We start from the raw sequence: 356 nt of genomic DNA, 5'->3' as shown, positions 1-356 counted from the left end.
AAGCCGGGGCGCGCGAGCAGGGCCACCGGTTGGAGACGTTGGCCTACATCGTGAGGTCTTCCCGCGCGCTGCGCGACGCCACTAAGCGCTGGCGCTACATCGAGCAGTTATGCAACACGGCAGGGGATCTAGTGCGCATCCGCCATGTCGCCGCCGAGCTGAAAACCGAACTGCAAACACCGGAGCCGCGTGTTCCGCGGGCGAGGGTGACCCACCACGGCGACGGGCTGGCCACCCTGCGACTGACTGGGCCGGCAGCAGACGTGCAAGGCGTGTACGACGCGGCGAAGCACGATGTGACCGGGTGGCTCGGTGGTGGCTGCCCGAAAGCAGACTACGCGGTGCGGGTGACCGCC

General features: G+C 68.3%; 1 pseudogene. It reads left to right on the top strand.

Annotated features, from left to right (window positions below):
- Window positions 1-356, top strand: a pseudogene (locus M3G14_RS11615) (hypothetical protein); the annotation flags it as partial.

It is taken from the genome of Corynebacterium sp. p3-SID1056 (genome assembly GCF_025152525.1).
GTDB lineage: Bacteria > Actinomycetota > Actinomycetes > Mycobacteriales > Mycobacteriaceae > Corynebacterium.
This window is presented reverse-complemented; position numbering and strand designations above follow the sequence as displayed.